This window comes from Paraburkholderia fungorum, from assembly GCF_046027605.1.
GTDB classification, from domain to species: Bacteria; Pseudomonadota; Gammaproteobacteria; order Burkholderiales; family Burkholderiaceae; genus Paraburkholderia; species Paraburkholderia fungorum_F.
The window spans coordinates 20,702-41,994 of record NZ_JAQQEF010000002.1 but is presented as its reverse complement, the minus strand read 5'-3'; the positions used below and the strand labels follow the sequence as shown (position 1 = coordinate 41,994).

The window sequence follows — 21,293 nt, the reverse complement described above, 5'->3', positions numbered from 1 at the left end:
TGCCATGCCCGCCGATACGCGGCGCCTGACTGGTTTTGCGCACGTGCGCGGTGCAAGCGGCGAGTTCGCGGCACTGTGCGCGTGCATCGGCTCGCCAAACAGGCAAACGTTGGCGAACGTTGAAAGCCGCCTGCATGGAAGAGGCAGCTCGATTATTTTTCCGGCGTGTGACTTGCCGGTGACTGCTTCGACAGGTTCGATGCGTGATCAAATCGAAGCACCTCATCTGCTGAGCCGCTATGCCGAAGTGGTCTGTGACAACGTGGCCGCGTGCCGGTTCGAAGACGGGGGACGGACTTGACCGTTAGTTGCATTAGGACGTTTAACCCGGCGCCCTCGCCCTGCTGCCCGCCCAGCACGATTTCCAGGTCTCTGTAACAATCGCACCATTCGCCGCGCGAGCCACCCTGAGCGCCGGGCTCAGGCCGCGTCCGTTTCACGCCACGCAACCCTGCCGCTTGCGCGCCGCGCTGTCCCTGCGACGCGTCCGGCGCTTCGGCATGCATAACCGACGAACCCGCCTTGTCCGACAAACCCAGCGCCACCCACTCCTTGCCCGCAGACGGCCCGATGTCCGCCGCCAACCGCCGCGCGATGATCGCGATCATGCTCGCGGTCGCGCTCGCCACGATCGATACCGCGATCGCCAACACCGCGCTGCCTGCCATGGCGGCGGATCTGCACGCCGCGCCGGCGGCGTCGGTGTGGATCATCAACGCCTACCAGCTCTCGATGGTCGCGACGCTGCTGCCGCTGGCCGCGCTCGGCGACATCCTTGGGCATCGCAGGATTTATATCAGCGGGATTGCGCTGTTCACGCTGGCCTCGCTCGCCTGTGCGCTCGCGCCGACGCTGCCGGTGCTCACCGCCGCACGCGTGGTGCAAGGCCTCGGGGCAGCCGGGATCATGAGCGTCAACACCGCGCTGATCCGCTATCTGCATCCGCCGCACCGGCTCGGACGAGCCCTCGGCATCAACGCACTGGTCGTCGGCGTATCGTTCGCGATCGGGCCGACGGCGGCGTCGCTGATCCTGTCGGTTGGCACATGGCCCTGGCTGTTCGCGGTCAATGTGCCGCTCGGTCTGCTGGCGCTGACCTTCGCGTGGCCCGCGCTGCCGCATACCGAGCGCGGCCAGCACAACTTCGACCCGATTGCAGCGCTTCTCAATGTGATCACCTTTGCCACGCTGGTTTTCGCGCTCGGCGAAGCTGCTCAGCGCGCTTCGGCGCAACTCGTGCTGAGCGCGGCGGCGATCGCCGTGGTGTTCGGGCTGTTGCTGATTCGCCGTGAAGCGGGTCATCCGGCGCCGATGCTGCCCGTCGATCTGTTCAAGCGGCCGGTGTTTGCGTTGTCGGCGGTGACCGCCGTGTGCTCGTTCGCCGCGCAAGGGCTGGCGTTCGTGTCGCTGCCGTTTTACTTCGAAGATGTGCTGCATCGCAGCCAGGTCGAGACCGGTTTTCTGATGACGCCGTGGCCTGTGGTCGTCGCGTTGGCCGCGCCGCTGGCAGGCACACTGTCCGACCACTATCCGCCGGGCTTGCTCGGTGCGATCGGCCTTGCTGTGATGTCGGCGGGGATGGCGTCGCTGGCGTTGTTGCCGGCGCACCCGCACGTGCTCGACATCGGCATCCGGATGGCGGTGTGCGGCGCCGGCTTCGGCTTCTTCCAGTCGCCCAACCTGAAGGCATTGATGGCGAGCGCGCCGCCCGAGCGCAGCGGCGGCGCGAGCGGCATCGTCGCGACGGCCCGGCTGCTCGGGCAGACCACCGGCGCCGCGCTGGTCGCGCTGAGCTTCGGCATCGCCGGCCGGCATGGACCGACACTCGCGCTCGGCGCCGGCGCCTTCTTTGCCGGTGCGGCGAGCCTCGCTAGCGGACTGCGGCTGTTCGCGCCGTCGCATCGCGCGGGCGCGCAGGCGGAGGCGTCGGCGAAATAAATAAAGCCATTCCGCTCGATCAACGCGCGGCGAAATACCCCTTCACCGCGGCGAGAAACGTATCGATATCCGCACGCGACACATCCTTGTGCGTGACGAATCGCGACGCGTACAGCATCTGCGTGAGGATGCCACGCTCCTTAAGCCACGCTTCGAGCGCCGCGCAATCCTGCTGCGGAAACTGCGCGAACACCATGTTGGTCGCGATCGACTGCACCTTGACCTGGTCGATCGCCTCCAGACCGGCCGCCAGATGCGCCGCGTTCGCGTGGTCGTCGGCGAGACGTTCGACGTTGTGATCCAGCGCGTACAGGCAAGCCGCCGCCAGCACGCCGGCCTGGCGCATTCCGCCGCCCAGCACCTTGCGCCAGCGATGCGCCACATCGATCAGCGCCTGGCTGCCAACCAATACCGAACCGACCGGGGCGCCCAGGCCCTTCGAAAAACAGATCGAGACCGAATCGAACGGCGCGCACAGCGCGGCCACCGGCTTGCCCGAGGCAACCGCCGCGTTATAGACGCGCGCGCCGTCGAGGTGAGTGGATAGGCCGCGCTGACGCGCCAGCTGCACGGCCTCCTCGACATAGCCCGCCGGCAATACCTTGCCGCCGATGCTGTTTTCCAGCGCCAGCAGCCGCGTGCGCGCGAAGTGGTCGTCGATCGGTTTGATTGCCGCGGCGATCTTCTCGAGCGGGATCGAACCGTCGGCGGCATTTTCGAGCGGCTGCGGCTGGATGCTGCCGAGCACCGCCGCGCCGCCGCCTTCGTACTTATAGGTGTGCGCCAATTGGCCGACGATGTATTCGTCGCCGCGCGCGCAGTGCGCCATCAACGCCGCCAGATTGCTCTGCGTGCCGCTCGGGAAGAACAGGCCGGCTTCCTTGCCGGCGCGCTCCGCGACCGTTGCTTGCAGACGCAGCACGGTTGGGTCGTCGCCCCAGACGTCGTCGCCTACTTCGGCGGCCGACATGGCCGCGAGCATGGCGGAGGTCGGACGGGTTACGGTATCGCTGCGCAAATCGATCATGGTGAGAGCCTTTGTGTCCCTGTTGTGACAATGCAAGACAGCCTGTGGCAACCGGTTCGCGTGCCGCGTCATCTGCTTCGATGGACGGGGGGCGCTCCGGCTGATGAGTCCCACATTTTGCGGTGTGCTCCGTGCTTTGTCATTGGTGCGATGCAGCATCGTGCCCCGCTGACGCTCCATCAATTCAGCAATTCTTTGATCGTCACTTTGGGACGAGGCCAGAACGCGGTCTTCGATCGCGGGCGGCATAGGGTAGAACGCCATAAATGTCAGGCATAGCGGCTGCCGGTAATTGCCGTGCTTTTCATGCCCTGCCACGGGTACTTATCTTGCTGCTGCACTCACGACTCATACTCGCCTCCCCAGCCATGTTCCTGTGGCCACGCGTGAGCTATGCGTGATATTTGCAACCGGTGCGAAAAATCGATCGAACGCCGAGGTGAGCGGCCTATCGCCCACTCAGCGATTTCAGGAGCGCAACATTACCTACCGTCACGACAGTGCTCGAGGTGAAACCGCCGCACACTCCTGGGCAGCCGATATTGGGCCGGGCGTGATCTCCACCGCAGCCGACAACGACCCAAGCGGTATCGCCACCTATTCGCTTGCGGGGGCGCAGTTCGGCTACGACCTGCTGTGGACGTGTGTGCTGTCCTATCCGCTGATCGTCGCCTTGCAGCTCGTATCAGCGCGTATCGCGCGTCTGACAGGCAAGGGATTGACGACCAACATGCGAGAGCATTACTCGCGCATCTGGTTCTTCCTCGCGGTTGCACGCTTCCTGATCGCCAACACCTTCAATATTGCCGCCGATGTCGTCGCGATGGGTGTGGCTGCCCAACTGCTGTGGCACGGCTCGGTGCCCGTCTTCGCAGCAGTGTTCCTGGTGCTCTGCGCCGCGCTGCAGTGGTTCGTTCCTTATCCGAAGTACGCGCGCGTGCTGCGATGGCTGGCGCTGTCGCTATTCGCTTACGTCGTCGTCGACATCGCACTCCATCTTCCCTGGTCGACAATCGCGATCAGCGCACTGATACCTCACGTGACCTGGTCCGTGCATTACCTGGAGATGCTCCTCGCGGTACTCGGCACGACCATCAGCCCGTACCTGCTCTATTCGCAGGCCGAACAGCAGGTAGAAGCGCAGCGCCCTGATCAACGGACCCATGTCGATCGCTCAGCAAACGGGTCGCGCCACGAAGGCTTCCGAAGCTTGCGCGCCGGCACACTGATTCGAACCGCAATGTCCAATGCCGTTGCGCTATCCATCATGATCGCCGCGGCAGCAAGCCTCCATGAAGTAGGCGGGGCTGTCGACACGAGCGCCTCCCTCGCGGGCGCGCTTGCGCCGATCGCGGGCCAGTTCGCTTCGCACCTGTTGGGGCTGGCGTTGCTCAGCAGCGCATTGCTGGCGTTACCGCCGCTTGCCGGTTCCGCGGCACACGCCGTCGCGAGTGGGTTGAACTGGCATAACGACGCCTCCAATGACCGGCGCATCGCCTACACGCACATTGCAGTCGTAGCACTAGGGGGTGCGATTGGCGTCGCGCTGGCGGCAATGCGATTCGACCCGCTGCGCATTCTGTACTGGAGCGCGGTGCTCAATGGGACGACCGCGACGCCCGTGATGGTGCTGCTGGTGCTGCTCAGCACAAGGCACTCGTCGGTCGGCGATCTGAGTTCACACTGGACGTTGCGCGTGCTGGCCTGGCTGGCAACCGTCGGCATGGGCGCCGCCGTTGCTGCACGCTATGCGTGTGGATGGCTGAGTTGACGCTCGATGCGTTGGCGCTCCACGGCACGGCGAGAAACGGCATGAAGGAAAACCGCATAAAGGCTCATGCAGCGTCTTTTACTGTCGCAACACGCTAAAGATTCGTCAACACTTGCACGGCACCCGCGTCGGCCTGCGCGACGCAAACCTCGTCGCGGACATTTGCGTCGAACGCGTCCTCATTCTCCGGCGCGCTGATGGGCGGCTTCGCAAGCGGCAGACGCACCACGAATTCCGACCCGGTCCCCGGACCTTCGGAGAAGGCCTCGACCGTGCCCCCGCAACTGACAACGATGTCACGAACCACCGACAAGCCAAGCCCAAGACCTTCGACACCCAGCGCACGCCCTTCGAGACCGCGCGCATAGAGCTTGAAGATCGTTTTCAGTTCGCGCGACGTGATTCCGATGCCGTTATCACGCACGCTGATATAGCAGGAGCATCCCGCACGAGCCGCCGTCACCGAGACCGCATCCGTTGGAGAGGAATATTTGAGCGCGTTCACCATGACGTTGACGAACACCTGCGTCAGCTTGCAGAAGTCGCCCCGCACGAGGATCGGCGTAACGCTTTTCGCCAGATTGATCGGCAAATGCCCGGGGACCCCCGCTTGCGCTACCTGAATGCAATGCGCGAGCAGGTCGTCGACGTCGACGTGTCCCGACTGCGCTGGCCGCGCGTCCACCACGAGCTCGCCCTCCGATTCCAGCGAGTTCGCGCACGGAATATGAGCCGGTGCCATCAATTGCTGAGCCAACTGCCCCAGCAGGCTGGCTTGCCGTGACAGCACCAGCGCATACCGCGTGAGCTGTTCGTCGTGCCCATATTGGGTATTCAGCAAACGCGCAAGCAGGCCTAGCGGCGTAATCGCATTGCGGATCTCATGGCCGATCATCGGCCCGACGGCGAACTGATGTGTGGCCTCAATGGAGGACTCGCTGAGCACTGTGGTCTGCCGCGTTTCACCGCTGACCTGCTGCGGTTCAACTGAGGGTATCGCCCGCCGTCCAACTTTCGATGCGGTCCGGTCCACGAATTCAGCAGGCGAAGGCGCAACCGCCGCATCGTGCAGACGTTCGATCTCGCGGGTCTGGGCGGCGCGCAAGCCCTGTACGCAGTAAGTGCACAAGCCGACGATCGGGCTCGCGGCGAGCTTATGCTTCAACGTCGCTTCATAGTCGAGCAGTGCCGCCCAATCGGTATTCTCGTTGCACACAGCGTCGCCGGCAACGCGTAGACCTTCGAAGCCGCGTCCGAGTGCATCGTTGATTGCCGCCGACCATAAGCCCACCGTGGCACTGCCGTTGAAGCCGGTGCGAGACGGCGCATAGAGCTGCGCGCCATCGAGAATCTGCAACTGACCGGAGTCGATATATTCGGTGAGTGCGGGCATTGCCCGCGTGAGCATATGACGGGCTTTGTCCGGACCCAGCAACGCGGGCGCGACCCATACGCCGACTTCGCGCTGAGCGAGTCCGGCCTGGAGGAAATTCGCTGTCACGCTAAGTAATTCGTTGCGCGTCTCATAGAAATGACAAAGATGGGTGCCCCAGGAAATGGGCCCAAGTGAAGCAATTCCGCTTTTACGATTTCCGGTGGTCATCGTTTCCCTAAAAATACGTGGGCCAAGAACCACTGCCGCGCGGTTCGACAGAATCGACAGCGCTTTCGAAAAAATAAAAAATGTCACCCCAGCTGGCGCGCATGTCCGGCAGTCCTGACTGAAACCAGGAAGCAGAATAGTCACGCCGGATCGGTTATACGAGAGTCACAAGGAAAATAAAGTACGGGCACTTTTGAAAGAATAGTCGTTTTCCCTAGCCGATTCTTCAGCGTTGCAGTCGCGCATTCGTCATACGCATGTCGCAATGTGCGTGGTTGGCTTGAATGCTGACGTATTGCCAACGCCCTTGTGTTGCGCGTTCAGCTCAGGGGACGCGAAAGAGTGATGTCGGCGCTGACGATTACAGCTTGCAATATAGCGGAACGGGATTTGCGGGACACGTCGGATGTGTGCAACCGGCGGCGCGAGATGGCGCGGCCAAATCGTTCAGCCGTTGCCGCTTAAATCGCACTCAAGGAGAGAGCATGTCCGAGACCGTTGGCGACTTCATCATCGAGCGGCTTCACGCCTGGGGCGTGCGCCGCATTTACGGCTATCCCGGCGACGGTATCAATGGGGTCTTCGGCGCCCTCAACCGTGCCCAGACCAAGGCAAGGAAACAGCAGAAAGACCAGGATCATCCCACCCGTCCCATCGAATTCGTCCAGGTCCGTCACGAGGAAATGGCCGCCTTCATGGCCGCCGCCCATGCCAAATTCACCGGCGAACTCGGGGTTTGCATCGCCACCTCGGGCCCCGGCGCGTCGCATCTGATCACCGGCCTTTACGACGCGCGAATGGATCACATGCCGGTTCTCGCCATCGCAGGGCAGCAAGCCCGGGCGGCGCTCGGCGGCCACTATCAGCAGGAACTCGACCTGGTCTCCCTGTTCAAGGACGTCGCCGGTGCCTTCGTCGAGCAGGCCAGTGTGCCGGCTCAAGTCCGCCATCTGGTCGACCGTGCGGTTCGTACCGCGCTCGCCGAGCGCAAAGTCACCGCGATCATCCTGCCTAACGATCTGCAGGACCTGCCCTATGAAGCACCCGGCCGCAAACACGGCACGTTGCACTCGGGTGTCGGCTATCGCGCGCCGCGTCTCGTGCCGTATCCCGACGACCTTCAGCAAGCCGCCGACGTCCTCAATGCCGGCAAGAAAGTCGCGATCCTCGTGGGGGCAGGCGCATTGCACGCCACTGACGACGTGATCGCCGTCGCCGAAAAGCTCGGCGCGGGCGTCGCCAAAGCACTGCTCGGCAAAGCCGCGCTGCCCGACGATTTGCCTTGGGTCACGGGCTCGATCGGCCTGCTCGGCACCAAACCCAGTTACGACCTGATGAGCGAGTGCGACACGCTGCTGATGATCGGCTCGGGCTTTCCCTATGCTGAATTTTTGCCGAAGGAAGGCGCGGCGCGTGGCGTGCAGATCGACATCAAGGCGGACATGCTGAGCCTGCGTTATCCGATGGAAGTGAATCTGGTCGGCGATAGCGTCGAAACCTTACGCGCGCTGCTGCCGCTTCTTGAAGAAAAAAAGGACCGCGGCTGGCGCAAGAAGATCGAAGGCTGGACCGCGGACTGGTGGAAAACGCTCGACAAGCGCGCGCACGAAGCCGGCAAGGATGCGGTCAATCCGCAGCGCACAGTATGGGAACTGTCCAAGCGCATTCCCGCCGACGCGATCGTGACGAGCGACTCCGGCTCGGTCGCGAACTGGTACGCGCGCGATCTGAAAGTGCAACGCGGCATGATGTGTTCGCTATCGGGCGGTCTTGCGTCGATGGGCGCGGCCGTGCCTTATGCGATCGCGGCGAAATTCGCCTACCCTGAACGGCCCGTGATCGCGCTGGTCGGCGACGGCGCGATGCAAATGAACAACATGGCCGAACTGATCACGGTCTCGAAGTACTGGCAAGGCTGGACTGATCCGCGCTGGATCTGCATGGTGCTGAACAACGGCGACCTCAATCAGGTGACATGGGAACAGCGCGCGATGGAAGGCGATCCGAAGTTCGAGGCCTCGCAGAACATTCCGTCGGTGCCGTATCACAAGTTCGCGGAAATGATCGGCCTGAAAGGCATTTACGTCGACGACGCCGAACAGATGGGCGCCGCCTGGGACGAAGCCTTCGCGGCGGATCGGCCGGTGGTCATCGAAGTCAAGGCCGATCCGAATATCGCGCCGCTGCCGCCGCATATCACGCTCGCGCAGGCCAAGGCCTTTGCGTCGACGCTGATGAAGGGCGATCCAGATCAAGGCAATGTAATCGTCGAAACGGCCAAACAGGTGCTCGGCGCGGTACTGCCCGGCCATCACGACAAATAGAGCGCGTTACGGCGCCTGGCGCCAGCCTCAGTGGAGGTCAGGGATGAACGCGATGGCACTGACAGTCAGTTGGCTGGACGTAGCAGTTCGCCTTGCGGTCGCGTTGGCAGCCGGCGTGGTGATCGGACTGAATCGCGGCGAGTCCGGCAAGGCGGCAGGCCTACGTACGACACTGCTGGTTTGCCTTGCCGCCTGCATCGCGATGCTTCAGGTCAACGTGCTGCTGCCGCAGGCCGGCAAACCCGAAGGCTCTTTCGTGGAGCTCGACCTGATGCGCCTGCCGCTCGGCATTCTGTCCGGAGTTGGGTTCATCGGCGCCGGGGCGATTCTGCGCAAGGACGGCCTGGTCACGGGCGTCACGACCGCTGCAACACTATGGTTTGTGACCGTGATCGGTTTGTGCGCCGGCGGCGATGGATGAGGGTTCGAATCCAACCTTCCTCAAGTCGCGATCATCTGGAATCACCCACCCGACTTCGGCAGCCACGCAAGCGGATCGACCGGCTGGCCGTTCTGACGCACTTCGAACTGGATCGATGCCACGCCGCGGCTATCCACCCCGACTTCGCCGATGGTTTGCCCTTGCGCGACAGCATCGCCTTCCTTGACCAGCAGCGTGCTGTTCTGCCCGTAGGCGGTGATCAGCGAGTCGTCGTGCTTGATGATGATGAGCGGCCCGTATGCCTCGATACCCGTGCCCGCATAGACCACCCGGCCGGTGGCGGCGGCCTTGACCGGATCGCCCGGATGGCCGCCGATCACGATGCCGTTCGACTTGCCGGGCGCGAAGGCTTTCAGCACGGGACCGCGCAGCGGCCACAACAGCACGCCTTGCTGCGGAACAGCGGCCGCGCCGGTCGCGCCGGGCGTCGTGACCGAACCATTCTGACCGGCAACATTGACCGGCGGTGTCACCACACTACCCGACGCCATCGGCGGCGCCACCCGCAGCACCTGCCCCGGATTGACCGCGGAATTAGCCGCGAGGCCGTTCCACGCCGCAATCTCCTGCGGCCTACGGCCATACGCCGACGCGATGCCCGCCAGCGTGTCACCCTGATTGGCGCGGTAGTAGCCGGCCGGCACAGGGACCGTGGTGAGGGTAGTTGGCTGGGACGGCGCGCCACTGTAGAACGGGGTGCTTTCCCACGGCATCGACGTACAGCCGGTGACCAACACGCCGAAGGTGGCCGCGATCAGCAGCCGGCTCGCCGTGAATTGCCATTGTCTTGTCATGTGATTTCCTCGACACGTTGATTCAATCGGTTTCAACCAGCCCCAAGCATTTGCCGTGCCGCCCGGCTCGACTCGGCTTCCGTGACACGACACGCTCACCGCGGCGCGCATCCATTATGCCGTCGTGCGCGTCGGCACAGGCTTCGGCACCGCATGGGCTACTGAGCCCTCAGACACTGCCCGCGGCCTCGATCACCAGAATGCGCGCAACGCCGATTGGATGCGCGACATGTTCGGTGCCCACCGACGCGTAGAACACATCGCCCGTTTCCAGAATGGCCGACTGTTCGACGCCGTCTTCGCGGTAGCGCATCTCCACGCGGCCGTCGAGCACGGCAAACACTTCCTCGCCGTCGTTGACATGCCATTTATAAGGCTGGTCGGTCCAATGCAGACGCGTCGTTATGCCGCGTATGTTGGCGATATCAAGCGCGCCCCATGGACGCGTTGCGGTGAAGCTCTTGCTGCGGATGATCTTCATGATGAGTAGCGGGTTGAGAAGCAGACGCTGTCTGCGCGTGATCCGTGCCGCATACCGAAGCGCCCGGCCCGGCGGGAGCACGCGTTCCGACTGGCCCCATTATAGGTGTTGCAACGCTCACGTCCGCTAGCGCGAGGCCGCAATGCACATTCGTGTGATCATTGAATCCTTTCGACCCTCGCCTATACTCAGTCAAGCTGCCGCGACGCACCGTATGCAAACGCCTGAATCCTGCGAGGAGTTGGGGATGAACAAAGCCACCTTTCTGGCCGTGCAACTCAACGTCGACGATGTGGCGGCGTCGCCCGGGTTGGTCGAGTTGCTGAACACACATCTGGTTTTCGCGGCAGACGTCGCCGAAGCCGCCGACGCGCTGGTGCAACTGGCCAGCATTGCGGGTTTGTCGAGCGGCGTCGAAGCCAGCGTCGAGATTCCCGCCGTCGCGATCGAACGGCTGCGCGAGGCGCTCGACAACCTCAGCGGTTACGACGAATCCTGGTTGCTGGCCCTCGAACCCAGCCGCGCGCTGTTCGACGAAATAGGCCGCCGGCATCGAACCCTGCATTAGCCCTGCATTAGCGCTGCGCTTCGCGGGAAACGCATCCGCACTGCCGCGCACCCCGGCGCTCATCCGCAAGCGCCGCCGGTCCGCCACGTTTCGCTCACCGTTCGACTGACGGCCAACCCGGGCCGTAAACGACAAAACGCCGCCCGGCAATCCGGTCGGCGTTTTTTAAATTCGCCGCCTACTACAAGGCGGCGTTTCCATCAGCTTCGGCGAATTAGTTGCCGAAGTAGACCGAGTTGCGGTCGGTGCTGCTCACCGGGCGGCCGGCTTGCGAGCTGCCGGCAATCGGTGCGCCGTAGCCGCTATTCACAGCTTGAGCCGTACCGTTCTGTGCATCGACACGTGCTTGCGCGGCCTGGATGTTGGCCGGGTAGTCGAAATGGTCGCCGACCGGGTTGTAGCCCGCCTTTTCGAGTTGCACCAGTTGAGCGCGCACTTCGGCGCGGGTAACCGGCTGGTTCGATTGAGCAAACGAAGCAACAGGAGCGACGAGAGCCGCGGCAACGACAACTGCAGAGATAAGAGCTTTCATGATGTAAACCTCCAGAACTTGTTTTTTCATCCGCTTTAGGACGTGTGGTCCGTAGCGCTTAAGTAGAAGTTTAGGAGCGTTGGCATCTAGGGGAAACCCCTAAATCGATGAAACTCTATTTCGAATTTCGCAATAGTAGGAGGGCTACCGGGCCGCCACGCCCACTGCTCAAGATCATTTGGCAACAATTCTCTGTCTCGATTTCAATCGCCGATGCGGCCGGCGCGCGTTACGGCAAGTGCACGCCGGGCCACGATTCAAACGCTCAGCTCCAGTTCGCGTGGAAGCTGCCCGGCTTGTCGATACGTTCGAACGTATGCGCGCCGAAGAAATCGCGCTGGGCCTGCACCAGATTCGCCGGCAGGCGTTCCGAACGATACGCGTCGAAATACGCCACCGCCGACGCGAACGCCGGAACCGGCACGCCCGCGTTGATGGCTGCAATCACGACCTCGCGCAACGCCGACTGATAGTTCTTCGCGATGTCGCGGAAGTAAGGATCGAGCAGCAGATTGGCGATGGCCTTGTCTTTCGTATAGGCGTCCGTGATCTTCTGCAGGAAGCGGGCGCGGATGATACAGCCGGCGCGGAAAATCTTCGCGATCGTGCCGTAGTCCAGATCCCACTTGTATTCTTCCGACGCCGCGCGCAGTTGCGCGAAACCTTGCGCGTACGAAATCACCTTGCTGAAGTACAGCGCGCGGCGCACTGACTCGATGAACGCGTCACGCTCGGCGCCGAGCGGCTTCGCCGTCGGGCCTTCCAGCACCTTGCTGGCGGCCACGCGTTGCGTTTTCAGCGACGACAGCACGCGCGCGAACACGGCTTCCGTGATCAGCGGCAGCGGCGCGCCGAGGTCGAGCGCGTTCTGGCTGGTCCACTTGCCCGTGCCCTTCTGCGCGGCGCGATCGAGGATCACGTCGACCAGGTCCTTGCCGGTTTCCTCGTCTTTCTTGCCGAAAATCTTCGAGGTGATTTCGATCAGATAGCTGTCGAGTTCACCCTGATTCCATTCCGTGTAGACCTTGCCCAATTCTTCGTTCGACAGGCCGACGACCTGCTTGAGCACTGCGTAGCTCTCGGCGATGAGCTGCATATCGCCGTATTCGATGCCGTTGTGCACCATCTTCACGAAGTGGCCCGCGCCGTCCGGTCCCATGTAGGCCACGCACGGTTCGCCGTCCGGCGCCTTGGCGGCGATTTCGGTGAGGATCGGCGCGACCAGGTCATAGGCGTCGCGCTGGCCGCCCGGCATGATCGACGGCCCTTTCAGTGCGCCTTCTTCGCCGCCCGACACGCCCGTGCCGATGAAGTGCAGACCGGACTTCGCGAGATCCTGATTGCGGCGGATGGTGTCGGTGAAATGGGTGTTGCCGCCGTCGATCAGAATGTCGCCCTTTTCCAGCAGCGGTTTCAACTGGTTGATGGTGGCGTCGGTGCCTTCGCCCGCCTTCACCATCAGCAGAATGCGGCGCGGCTTTTCCAGCGACTCCACGAACTCTTCCAGCGTGAAGGCCGGCACCAGCTTCTTGTCCGGATATTCGGCGATGAGTTCGTCGGTTTTCTCGCGGCTACGGTTGTACACCGACACCGCGTGGCCGCGGCTTTCGATGTTGAGCGCCAGATTGCGGCCCATGACCGCTAGCCCCACCACGCCGATTGCCTGTTTGCCCATGTGAATTCTCCAGAGTCCAAAAAATGTCGAGACGTCACGCCGGAAACAAAGAACGTCGGCGGGACGTCGAGGGTGAAAGGATAAAAGAAATGCCGGCTTGCCGCACGAAAGCGAACAGCACACACGAGTCAGCCGCGCGCCGCCTCCGGGTGTTTCCTGAAAACCAGACTGAAATTGTTGGCCGGCATCGCGATCGGCTCGCCGCACACCAGTCCGACCGATGCGCCCAACGCTACCACTGCTTCCATGTCGCGCACGCCCCACGCGGGGTCGCGGCTGCGCAATTGTTGATCGAACGCATCGTTGCTCGGCGAGGTTTGCGCACCCCCGCGTTTATAAGGACCGTACAGATACAGTACACCGCCAACGGTCAGGTGGCGGCTCGCGCCGGCGAACAGCGCCTCTGTCGCGCTCCACGGCGAGATGTGAACCATGTTGATACAGACCACGGCGTCGAGCTGATCCAGCGGTTGCGCGCCCCAGTCCCGCTGATGCACGTCGAGGGCAAGCGGTGCGTGCACGTTCGTCAGCCCTTCACGCGCGATCCATGCGGCAATCGACGCACGCGCATCCGCATCGGGATCGCTCGGTTGCCAATCGAGTCCACGCAACGCACCGGCAAAGCAGATCGCGTGCTGGCCCGTGCCGCTCGCGATTTCCAGCACGCGGCCGGTGGCCGGCAACACCTCGCGCAATACAGCGAGTATCGGTTCGCGATTGCGTTCGGCAGATGGCGAGTGTTGCCGCAGTACTGGATGAGAGTCAGTCATGTTCACTTTGTTTCAATACAGGGTCGTGCGCACGCGTTCGGCGAGGTCACGGGCGCAGGTCAGGGTCGTAGGTCACGGCATCAATCCAGCGCGAGCCGCGCTGCCAAAGCAGTCAGCGTATCCGCACAGGGCGCGGCGATTTTCAGCGACAGCAGCGCATCGGCACGCGTGCGCCCGAGATTGATCGCGACGATCGGCTTGCCCAGCTTTTGCGCCCACACACAGAAACGGTAGCCCGAATAAACCATTAGCGACGAGCCCACCACTAGCACGGCATCCGCCGCATCGAGCGCATGCGAGGCCGCCTCGACCCGCTCACGCGGCACGCTTTCGCCGAAGAACACCACGGCGGGCTTCAACAGACCGCCGCAGTTCGTACACGCTGGAATGCGGAACGATTCGATATCGTGCCACTCGAGATGCGCGTCGCCATCGGCGGCGGTTTCGGCGCTGACGTTCAGCAACGCGGGGTTGTCGGCCTCCAGCGTCTGCTGGATCGACGCGCGCGAATGCTGCATGCCGCAGTCCAGACACGTCACACCGCCGATACCGCCATGCAATTCGATCACCTCGCGGCTGCCCGCCCGCTGATGCAACCCGTCGACGTTCTGGGTGACGAGCGTCGGCACGTGACCCGCCGCCTCGAGCCGGGCCAGGGCGGTATGCGCGGCGTTCGGCTGCGCGCCGGCCACCACCGGCCAGCCGACCATGCTGCGAGCCCAATAGCGCTGGCGCATCGCGACCGTACCGAGGAATTCCTGCAGCGTGATCGGCGGCGAACGCTTCCATTCGCCGTTGTCGTCGCGATAGCCTGGAATGCCGGAGTCGGTGCTGATGCCCGCGCCGGTCAGCACGAACAGACGCGGATAACGCTGCACGAAGTCATGCAGGTCGTCCAATGTGTGCGATTCGGTGAAGGGTTCGATGTGCGCGGGCTGAAGGTCGGTCATGACGGGAATTGAGGGACGGCTGCGGCCTTGACGTAAAACCTGAAACGACATTCAGCGGCGCGTGCGCGGTTTGGTCGGCTGCGCGTGCATCGCTGGCGCCGTTGTCATCATGCGCGCCTTTCGCACCTTAAGCGCCGCCTGCCGCGCTTGCCACTCGGCGAGCGCGGCCTGATAGCGTTCGAGCGCTTCATCGTAGAGATCGAAGACACACGGATTGCAGCCACTATGACAACAATCGTCGAGATCGGGCTGCACGGGCGGCGCCGGCGGCGGGTCGTCCTTGGGTGTGACGCGGGGCACGGCGAATCGTTTCGAAAAGGCGGGAAGCGCCCAGTATAAGTTGATCTCCCGCGACGCGCTCAGCCTCTGCCGACGAACGGCATCTTGCTCGCCATGATGGTCATGAACTGCACGTTCGCCGACAGCGGCAATTCCGCCATATGCAGCACCGCGTCGGCAACATGCTGCACGTCCATCAACGGCTCGACCGCGATTTCGCCGTTCGCCTGCGGCACGCCGCGCGCCATCCGCTCGGCCATTTCCGTCGCGGCATTGCCGATGTCGATCTGGCCGCACACGATGTCGTATTTGCGGCCGTCGAGCGACACCGCTTTCGTGATGCCGGTGATCGCGTGCTTGGTCGCCGTGTAAGCAATGCTGTTCGGCCGCGGCGCGTGCGCCGAAATCGAGCCATTGTTGATGATGCGGCCGCCTCGCGGCGTCTGCGTTTTCATCAGACCGAAGGCGGCCCGCGTGCACAGAAACACGCCGGTGAGATTGGTGTCGACCACTGAGCGCCATTCGTCGATCGGGAGTTCGTCGATATCCACGGGCGAGCCGCCGCGGCCCGCGTTATTGAACAGCACGTCGAGCCGGCCGCGGCGCGCGCGGATCGTGTCGAACAGCGCGGCGACGCTGTCGGCGTCCGTTACGTCGCAGGCCACGGCGAGCGCGTCGCCGCCCAGTTGCTGCGCTGCTTCGACAACGGCGTCGAGCGCCGCCTGACGACGGCCGGCGAGCACAACGCTATAGCCATGTTCCAGCAGCTTGAGCGCAGCGGCTCGACCAATGCCGCTGCCCGCGCCTGTCACCAGCGCCACCTTCTTGGTTCCCGTTCCTGTCACTGCGAGCCTCCTGCTCCGTTTACTTGCCCTTAGCACCATACAGCAGCGGATTGCCCATCACAAATGCAACGTGGCGGCCGCCAAAAAACCGTCACGTCTTTCAGCGCGCTTTCATTGTTTTCCAATCGTATCAGCAGCCGCGTCGGACGGTACATCAATGGTATCGTTTGCTGTTGCGCGTCACGCGCGATTCAAGGCCTTCCCAGGACGGAGGAAGGACGACAGGAAGCACGCTTTATGAACGAACTATCTACACGGCCTACACCGCCGCAATGCGCCGAGGCCGCGCCACAGGCGCGCTGGCCGCACACCGGCCATCCCGCGATGCTCACGGCCACCGCCGCATGGCACGTATTCGTGCTGGCGGGATGGCTGCTGACACCCGCCGCGTGGCCGTGGTGGCTGGCCGCGATCTTCGCGAATCACGTTGTTTTCACGGTGGCCGGCCTGTTGCCGCGCACCTCGCTGCTGGGCCCGAACTGGACGCGCCTGCCCGTCGGCGCGCGCAACGCGGACGCAATCGCACTGACCATCGACGACGGTCCCGACCCGCTCGTCACACCACAAGTGCTCGATATGCTCGACGCGTTCAACGTACGCGCCACCTTCTTCTGCATCGGTGCGAAAGCGCAGCGCTACCCGGAGCTCGCACGGGAAATCGTCGCCCGCGGCCATGCGCTGGAAAACCATTCGCAGGTCCACGTGCACACGTTTTCGCTGACGTTTCCGGCGGCGCTCACGCGCGAGATCGATGCGGCGCAGCAGACCTTCGAGACATTGAGCGGCGAGCGGCCGATGTTCTTCCGCGCCCCGGCGGGCTTGCGCAACATCTTTCTCGAGCCCGTGCTGCGCAAACTCGATCTGCGGCTCGCGACATGGACCCGGCGCGGCTACGATACGCGTGAGCGCAATCCGCACGTGGTCGCGCGCCGGCTACTCGACGGTCTTGCCGCACGCGACATTCTGCTGCTGCACGACGGCAATGCCGCGCTCACCGCCGAAGGCAAACCGCTGATACTCGCGGTCCTGCCGCGCGTGATCGACGCGGCTCGCCGGCAGCACTTGCGCTTCGTTACGCTGCGTGAAGCGCGGATTGCGCATTAGACCCGGCACGGCTCGCCAGGTAGGCCAGCAAGCGAGCCGCGCGAGCACTGCCGCGATTACACGCGGAAATCCGCCGCCATGTCTTCGTCAGAACGCGCCTCGAGCTCGCCGCTGCGGCATGCCTTCAGGAACACGTCGTAGTCGCGTTCCACCTGGTCCGCGTAGCTGTTCGCATAGCCCGTGAGCGCTTCCGCGAATTGATCGCCACGGCCAATATACGCGCTGACCTCGATCGCCTGGCCGCTCGCCTTGGCGTGGGCGCGTGCCATGATCCAGCCGCACAGTTGCGCATAGCCTTCCAGCAAATCGGTATCGAACAATTCGATATTCGCCGCCAGTTTCATATCGCGCAGTTGGCGAAAATAGAAATGCCGCCCTTGCGGCCCCGTCGCCCAGCCGAGAAAGATGTCGCTCGCGGCCTGCAACATTCGCTGCCCCTGCACGACACGCTCGCCCTCGTGCTTGGTGCCCGGCGACTTGTAAAACTGCGCGATCACTGAAGGCCGGGCCTCCTTGATTTGCAGGAACAGCGGCTTATCCATGTGATCGACACTCAACACCACCATGCAGCGCGTGCCCACGCTGCCGACGCCCACCACCTTGAACACGATGTCCTGCACGGTGAAATGGCTCAGCAGTTCACGCCGGTCGTGCGACATCGTCTTGAGGTACTCGCCCCACATGCGTTCGAGCATCTTGCGCCAGTTGGCTGCCTTGAACACTTCGGCCTCTTCCGGTGTGAACAACGTGTTCGCGCCCAGCACGTGGAACAGCGCCGGCGGCGCATCGCGGATCGTCCAATGGTCGCCGTCACGCACCGCCATTTTCTCCAGCAGGTTTTCGTGCGTACGGCTCGCGGCCTTTTCCATGCCGCGCCGCACGGTACGGCGGCGCTCGGGCGTCAACGCGGTTTCAGCCATGCGGTCGAACGTGATGCGGTCATACCAGAGTTCGAGCGCGCCGCATTGCGCATATTGCGCCATGCGATCACGGTATTCGGTGACGGCGGTCATCACCAGATGCTCGGCTGTCCCGCGGCTCAAGCGCATATGCCGCGCGGCGACTACGAGACTCGCGCTCAGACGTTTCAGGTCCCATTCGAAAGGACCGGTCGCGACTTCGTCGAAGTCATTCAGATCGAATACGAGTTGCCGCTCGGGCGTGGCGAAACCGCCGAAATTCATCAGGTGGCCGTCGCCGCAGATCGGCATGGTGAGACCAGAATCATGAATCCGGCTCAGATCGTGAGCTTGAAGGATCGCCGTACCGCGAAAAAACGTGAAGGGCGACACAGCCATGCGCCCATAGCGCAGCGGCACCAGATTCGTCACGCGCCCCTCGCTGCTTTGCTTGAGCAACTCGATGGGGTTGCGACTCAATTCCCCGACCGTACGATGGCTCGAACGTTTCGAATGTTCACGAGCGGCACGGCCTCGGGCCTCCCGCTCGGCGATGGTGCTGGCTTTCATGCTCTTCTCCGGTTTTTGTGTGAATTTCTACTCGGTTCCAGAAGACTGCTTCTGCGGGCACGCTCAGGCAGCGCTCATGCTAGCAGACCACCCGGTAAAAATGTTACGTCATGCTTTCTGAGTAGCACGGCGCGCAGTTACGTCCTCGATCACGCAGTGCTTGATGTCCATGAGTGGTTGCAGCCGCAACAACTGCGAGCCATCCGGCCTGGGCCCGCGCGATTTCGTCGCGCTTGCTGCAAAGCAAATGCGGTCTGTATAAAATCGACTCCATGCGCCCCGCCCCTTCCCCCCAACACGAGCCTGAGCTCCCGCTGCACACGCCCAGCGTGTCATCCGTGACGCTGGCGGCAATCATTGCCGTTTTCGCGTGGATTTCGATCGCCGCCCAAACCGATCTGACAATCGATCGCACGCTTGCGCGCGGGCTCGGCGTGCTCGACGGCATTGCGCGGCTGAGCAGCTACCTCACCAATCTGACGGTGTTGGCTTGCGCGATCTGTTTTACCTGCGTAGCGTTACGCGGACGCAGTTCGCCGATCGTGCGTTTTTTCCGGCAGCCTACCGTGGTGACCGCTGTCGTTGTCTATATGGCGTTTGTAGGGATCGCGTATAACCTTCTTCTGCGGGGGTTGTGGTCGCCCGCCGCCTACCGGTTGCTGCTCAACGAATCGATGCACAGCGTGCTGCCCATGCTGACGGCGCTTTACTGGATGCTATTCGTGCCACGCTTTCATTTGCGGTTGCGGCACTGCCTGTTATGGCTGGTCTATCCGGTTGCCTATCTCGTCATTACCTTCTGGCGCGGGAGTTTGTCGGATTTTTATCCGTACCCGTTCATCAACGTCGATGTGCTGGGGGTCAGACATGTTGTCGTCAATTCCGCGCTGTTGTTTGGCGGGTTTCTGATGTTGATGGCGGTGTTCGTGGGAATTAATTTTCGACGTCGACGCTGATGGTTTGCATATTCCGCGTTCCTGTCTGTGCGCTCTTTGCTGGATGCCGGTGACATCCACCGCGATCTGATCCCGTTCCTCGGGCGCGCTTCTTGCGCCCCGTCTGGTGGACGTAAGCCGCAAGCAGGAGCGGCCTGCGTGAACCTCGGTGTGGCGACGTTGCGCGGCAACGGCTCACACGTAAATATGACAATGGGAGCAAACGTATGGACACCAACTCAGCAGAAGGCGCAGTGAAAGAAGTTGCAGGCAAGGTTGAAGGCGCCGTCGGCGACGTGCTAGGTGATGCCGGTACTCAACTTGCCGGGAAGGCCAAGGAACTTAGCGGCAAAGCCCAGCAACTCTGCGCGAGTACCACCAGCCTTGTTCGGGATACGACTGCGGAAAGCCCTTTCACCACCATTGCCGTGGTCGCGCTCGCCGGTTTTGTCGCCGGTGCGCTGTGGTCGCATGGGGCGTCCGGGCGCGATTATCGCCGGTAAGCTTCGACCTAACTGATCAGATCATCGGGCGATTGGCAGTAGGCGATCGCCCGGCTCTGCGTGCGCCCCGCTCTTTGGACGCAGGCTTGCCTTGCTGAGGTTCTCCTGCCCGCACCGAGGAAGCGGCACTTGTTCTTCGACACAAACGACGTGTGCCGACCAGTCGTCTAGCCGCTCTTCTTCTTGCGGCGTGCCGCGCCCATGTCCAGCTCCACCCAGGTCGGCGCGTGATCGCTCGCGTGCGGCTCGCCGCGTACCCAACGATCGACGCCCGCGTCGCGCAAACGCGGCGCGAGGTCCGCGCTCAACAAGATGTGGTCGATGCGCAAACCCGAGTTCGTGTCCCAATGGCGACGAAAATAGTCCCAGAAGGTATACACGCGCTCATCGCCGAAGTGGGTCCGCAGCGAATCGGTCCACCCTTGCGCGAGCAGCCGCTGATAACGGTCACGGCTTTCAGGTTGCAACAGTGCGTCCTTCAACCATGAACGCGTGTTGTAGATGTCTTCGTCGGTCGGCACGACGTTGAAGTCACCCGCCAGCACCACCGGATGGCCGCTCTTGAATAGCTTCGCGGCGTGCGCGATCAGATGGTCGAACCACGCGAGCTTGTAGTCGAACTTGGGGCCCGGCTGCGGATTGCCGTTCGGCAGATAGAGACAGGCCACCAGCACACCGCCGACGGCCGCTTCCAGATAGCGGCTATGCGTGTCCTCTTCGAAACCAGGCAGGCCGCGCCGGCTTTCTATGGGCGCGTCACCTTTCGAAAGAATCGCTACACCGTTCCACGCGCTCTGGCCTTGCCAGAGAGAGGCGTAGCCCGCCTCGCGTAATTGCTCGACAGGAAATGCGCTGTCCACAGCCTTCAGTTCCTGCAGGCACACAATATCCGGCCCTTCACGCTCGAGCCATTGCAGCAGCGCGGGCAAGCGCGAACGGATACCGTTGATGTTGAAGGTTGCGATGCGAAGCTTGGCCACGGCATGGTCTCCCTGGAAAGCATTCTATTGAAGCACCCTACTGGCTCGCCGCGTCGCACCACTCCATTGCCCACGACTTCGCGCATGAAATGGCGTCAGCTTCGTTCGAAAAGGCATCGATGTCGCCCGAATCGTGCGAGTGGACATGCTCGTTCTTCTGGGGCACGCGGCTGATCCTGGCCCGGGCATGGTAAGCACCGTCTTCTGCGTGGTGGGCCCGGCAATCGATGTGGAAGTGCTTGTAGTCGAACTGCATTACCTGTCCTCCCTATAAACGCGCTGCACGCAGCGTTCATTTATAGC

General features: G+C 62.8%; 21 protein-coding genes and 1 pseudogene. 8 read left to right on the top strand and 14 right to left on the bottom strand.

Annotated elements, in window-relative coordinates; translation table 11 throughout:
* Nucleotides 1–152 precede the first annotated feature (152 nt).
* Nucleotides 153–608: a hypothetical protein gene (locus tag PQR53_RS03580; RefSeq protein WP_408451212.1), complete on the bottom strand. Its 456-nt coding sequence runs from the start codon at nucleotides 606–608 to the stop codon at nucleotides 153–155.
* On the opposite strand from PQR53_RS03580, the gene PQR53_RS03575 reads away from it, so the two are divergent.
* On the top strand, nucleotides 571–1,938 hold the full coding sequence (locus tag PQR53_RS03575; RefSeq protein WP_408451211.1) for an MFS transporter: 1,368 nt from the start codon (nucleotides 571–573) through the stop codon (nucleotides 1,936–1,938). The genes PQR53_RS03580 and PQR53_RS03575 overlap by 38 nt on opposite strands.
* A 19-nt stretch (nucleotides 1,939–1,957) precedes the next feature.
* Here PQR53_RS03575 and ltaE read toward each other — a convergent pair whose 3' ends face one another.
* On the bottom strand, nucleotides 1,958–2,965 hold the full coding sequence (gene ltaE / locus PQR53_RS03570) for a low-specificity L-threonine aldolase (RefSeq protein ID WP_408451210.1): 1,008 nt from the start codon (nucleotides 2,963–2,965) through the stop codon (nucleotides 1,958–1,960).
* 439 nt (nucleotides 2,966–3,404) lie between these two features.
* Between ltaE and PQR53_RS03565 the strand changes: the two genes are divergently transcribed.
* Complete coding sequence (locus PQR53_RS03565) at nucleotides 3,405–4,736, top strand: NRAMP family divalent metal transporter (RefSeq protein ID WP_408451209.1); 1,332 nt, start codon at nucleotides 3,405–3,407, stop codon at nucleotides 4,734–4,736.
* Nucleotides 4,737–4,830: 94 nt separating this feature from the next.
* Here the strand turns inward: PQR53_RS03565 and PQR53_RS03560 are convergent, their stop codons facing one another.
* Nucleotides 4,831–6,339, bottom strand: coding sequence for an MEDS domain-containing protein (locus PQR53_RS03560; RefSeq protein WP_408451208.1), 1,509 nt, complete (start codon nucleotides 6,337–6,339; stop codon nucleotides 4,831–4,833).
* Between the two features lie 485 nt (nucleotides 6,340–6,824).
* Here PQR53_RS03560 and PQR53_RS03555 point away from each other — a divergent pair, with 485 nt between their 5' ends.
* Nucleotides 6,825–8,663 carry a thiamine pyrophosphate-requiring protein gene (locus PQR53_RS03555; protein WP_408451207.1) on the top strand — a complete coding sequence of 613 codons (1,839 nt, stop codon included), beginning with the start codon at nucleotides 6,825–6,827 and terminating at the stop codon, nucleotides 8,661–8,663.
* Nucleotides 8,664–8,706: 43 nt separating this feature from the next.
* A pseudogene (locus PQR53_RS03550) lies at nucleotides 8,707–9,075 on the top strand (MgtC/SapB family protein); the annotation flags it as partial.
* A gap of 50 nt (nucleotides 9,076–9,125) precedes the next feature.
* On the opposite strand, the gene PQR53_RS03545 reads toward PQR53_RS03550, so the two are convergent.
* Together PQR53_RS03545 and PQR53_RS03540 are read right to left on the bottom strand one after the other, a co-directional pair.
* Nucleotides 9,126–9,899: a murein hydrolase activator EnvC family protein gene (locus PQR53_RS03545; RefSeq protein ID WP_408451206.1), complete on the bottom strand. Its 774-nt coding sequence runs from the start codon at nucleotides 9,897–9,899 to the stop codon at nucleotides 9,126–9,128.
* 169 nt (nucleotides 9,900–10,068) lie between these two features.
* Nucleotides 10,069–10,380, bottom strand: coding sequence for a cupin domain-containing protein (locus PQR53_RS03540; protein WP_408451205.1), 312 nt, complete (start codon nucleotides 10,378–10,380; stop codon nucleotides 10,069–10,071).
* 247 nt (nucleotides 10,381–10,627) lie between these two features.
* On the opposite strand from PQR53_RS03540, the gene PQR53_RS03535 reads away from it, so the two are divergent.
* The gene (locus PQR53_RS03535) at nucleotides 10,628–10,948 is read left to right on the top strand and encodes a hypothetical protein (protein ID WP_408251362.1); all 321 of its coding nucleotides are present in this window, start codon (nucleotides 10,628–10,630) and stop codon (nucleotides 10,946–10,948) included.
* Nucleotides 10,949–11,162: 214 nt separating this feature from the next.
* Here PQR53_RS03535 and PQR53_RS03530 read toward each other — a convergent pair whose 3' ends face one another.
* The 6 genes from PQR53_RS03530 to PQR53_RS03505 all read right to left on the bottom strand — a co-directional run bounded on the left by PQR53_RS03530 (nucleotide 11,163) and on the right by PQR53_RS03505 (nucleotide 15,999).
* A complete protein-coding gene (locus PQR53_RS03530; RefSeq protein ID WP_408451204.1) occupies nucleotides 11,163–11,480 on the bottom strand; it encodes a DUF4148 domain-containing protein in 318 nt (105 codons plus the stop codon).
* Between the two features lie 265 nt (nucleotides 11,481–11,745).
* Nucleotides 11,746–13,155, bottom strand: a complete 1,410-nt coding sequence (gene gnd / locus PQR53_RS03525) for an NADP-dependent phosphogluconate dehydrogenase (protein WP_408451203.1) — start codon at nucleotides 13,153–13,155, stop codon at nucleotides 11,746–11,748.
* A 128-nt stretch (nucleotides 13,156–13,283) separates the two neighbouring features.
* On the bottom strand, nucleotides 13,284–13,925 hold the full coding sequence (locus PQR53_RS03520) for a DUF938 domain-containing protein (protein WP_408451202.1): 642 nt from the start codon (nucleotides 13,923–13,925) through the stop codon (nucleotides 13,284–13,286).
* Between the two features lie 80 nt (nucleotides 13,926–14,005).
* Complete coding sequence (locus PQR53_RS03515) at nucleotides 14,006–14,875, bottom strand: NAD-dependent protein deacetylase (protein ID WP_408451201.1); 870 nt, start codon at nucleotides 14,873–14,875, stop codon at nucleotides 14,006–14,008.
* A gap of 51 nt (nucleotides 14,876–14,926) precedes the next feature.
* Nucleotides 14,927–15,175 carry an oxidoreductase-like domain-containing protein gene (locus PQR53_RS03510; RefSeq protein WP_408451200.1) on the bottom strand — a complete coding sequence of 83 codons (249 nt, stop codon included), beginning with the start codon at nucleotides 15,173–15,175 and terminating at the stop codon, nucleotides 14,927–14,929.
* A gap of 59 nt (nucleotides 15,176–15,234) precedes the next feature.
* Nucleotides 15,235–15,999 (bottom strand): SDR family oxidoreductase, encoded by a 765-nt coding sequence (locus tag PQR53_RS03505; RefSeq protein WP_408451199.1) that lies wholly within the window; start codon nucleotides 15,997–15,999, stop codon nucleotides 15,235–15,237.
* 237 nt (nucleotides 16,000–16,236) lie between these two features.
* Between PQR53_RS03505 and PQR53_RS03500 the strand changes: the two genes are divergently transcribed.
* Complete coding sequence (locus tag PQR53_RS03500; RefSeq protein WP_408451198.1) at nucleotides 16,237–17,103, top strand: polysaccharide deacetylase family protein; 867 nt, start codon at nucleotides 16,237–16,239, stop codon at nucleotides 17,101–17,103.
* A 56-nt stretch (nucleotides 17,104–17,159) separates the two neighbouring features.
* Here PQR53_RS03500 and PQR53_RS03495 read toward each other — a convergent pair whose 3' ends face one another.
* On the bottom strand, nucleotides 17,160–18,572 hold the full coding sequence (locus PQR53_RS03495; RefSeq protein ID WP_408451197.1) for a DUF2252 domain-containing protein: 1,413 nt from the start codon (nucleotides 18,570–18,572) through the stop codon (nucleotides 17,160–17,162).
* Between the two features lie 272 nt (nucleotides 18,573–18,844).
* Between PQR53_RS03495 and PQR53_RS03490 the strand changes: the two genes are divergently transcribed.
* Together PQR53_RS03490 and PQR53_RS03485 are read left to right on the top strand one after the other, a co-directional pair.
* Entirely contained in the window at nucleotides 18,845–19,528 is a 684-nt protein-coding gene (locus PQR53_RS03490) for a Pr6Pr family membrane protein (RefSeq protein ID WP_408451196.1), read from the top strand.
* A 206-nt stretch (nucleotides 19,529–19,734) separates the two neighbouring features.
* Nucleotides 19,735–20,010, top strand: a complete 276-nt coding sequence (locus PQR53_RS03485; RefSeq protein WP_408451195.1) for a CsbD family protein — start codon at nucleotides 19,735–19,737, stop codon at nucleotides 20,008–20,010.
* 167 nt (nucleotides 20,011–20,177) lie between these two features.
* On the opposite strand, the gene PQR53_RS03480 is transcribed toward PQR53_RS03485, so the two are convergent.
* Nucleotides 20,178–20,990, bottom strand: a complete 813-nt coding sequence (locus PQR53_RS03480) for an exodeoxyribonuclease III (RefSeq protein ID WP_408451194.1) — start codon at nucleotides 20,988–20,990, stop codon at nucleotides 20,178–20,180.
* 37 nt (nucleotides 20,991–21,027) lie between these two features.
* On the bottom strand, nucleotides 21,028–21,246 hold the full coding sequence (locus PQR53_RS03475; RefSeq protein WP_408451193.1) for a hypothetical protein: 219 nt from the start codon (nucleotides 21,244–21,246) through the stop codon (nucleotides 21,028–21,030).
* Between the last annotated feature and the right edge of the window lie 47 nt (nucleotides 21,247–21,293).